Origin of the sequence: Nocardia amamiensis, assembly GCF_015477605.1 — a bacterium.
In the GTDB taxonomy this organism is placed as follows: Bacteria; Actinomycetota; Actinomycetes; order Mycobacteriales; family Mycobacteriaceae; genus Nocardia; species Nocardia amamiensis_A.
In genome coordinates this window covers 1-1,063 of sequence record NZ_JADLQX010000166.1, presented here as the reverse complement: position 1 = coordinate 1,063, position 1,063 = coordinate 1, and the positions used below count along the sequence as shown (strand labels likewise).

At 66.7% G+C, this 1,063-nt stretch carries 1 protein-coding gene; it reads left to right on the top strand.

Annotated features, from left to right (window positions below; genetic code table 11):
- The coding region (gene istA / locus IU459_RS37275) for an IS21 family transposase (protein WP_195134274.1) at window positions 1-1,063 on the top strand (1,063 nt) is incomplete at both ends.

Below are 1,063 nucleotides of genomic sequence, written 5' to 3'. Positions count from 1 at the left end.
CCGGGCGGGCCGCAGCGCTCGCCCGCGGAGTGGAGCGAGCTGGTGCGGCAGTGGTTTCCGCAGATCGCCGATACGAGGGTGCGGCAGACAACGTGGCCGGAGATCGAGCAGCATCGCGAGTTCATCGTGGCGATGACCAAGGCAGGTGTGACCCGGCAGACGATCTGGCAGCGGTTGCGCGACGAGCACGGCCTGACGGCGTCGGTGTCGTCGCTGAAACGGTATATGGACGCCAACCTGCCTGAGGAGAACCTCCGGTCGCGGGTGACGGTGTTGCGGGAGGATCCTCCGGCGGGTGAGGAAGCGCAGATCGATTACGGGTATCTGGGTTCGTGGGTGGATCCGGTCGGTGGCCGACGCCGCCGGATCTGGGCGTTCGTGATGGTGCTGGCGTTGTCGCGGTTGATGTTCGTGCGGCCGGTGCTGACGATGGATCAGCGGGCGTGGACCGAGGCGCATGTGGAGGCGTTCGCGTTCTTCGGCGGCGTGCCCAAACGCCTGGTGCCTGACAATCTGCGGACCGGAGTGGCGCGGCCGGATCTGTATGACCCGAAGATCAACCGGTCCTATGCCGAGTTGGCCCACCATTACGGCGCCCTCGTCGATCCCGCGCGTCGCGGGAAGCCGAAGGACAAACCGCGGGTGGAGCGGCCGATGCCGTATGTGCGGGATTCGTTCTGGCGCGGTCGAGAGTGGACATCGGTGCAGCAGATGCAGCAAGCCGCCCTCGTGTGGTGCCGGGACGTGGCCGGGCAGCGTCGGTGCCGGCCGCTGGAGGGCGCGGCGCCGATGGCGGTGTTCGACGCGGTCGAACGCGAAACGCTGATGCCCCTGCCGGACAAGGACTTCGTGGTCGCGGACTGGTCGACCGGCACTGTCGGCCCGGACATCCATGTCAAGGCCGGACGGTGCCTGTATTCGGTGCCGTGGCGGTATATCGGCCGGAAAGTGGATGTGCGCTCGACGTATTCGATGGTGCAGATCTTCGACCGAGGTGAGTTGATCGCCACCCATGTGCGCAAGCCATTCGGCAAGCAATCCGACGTGTCGCACTACCCGCCGG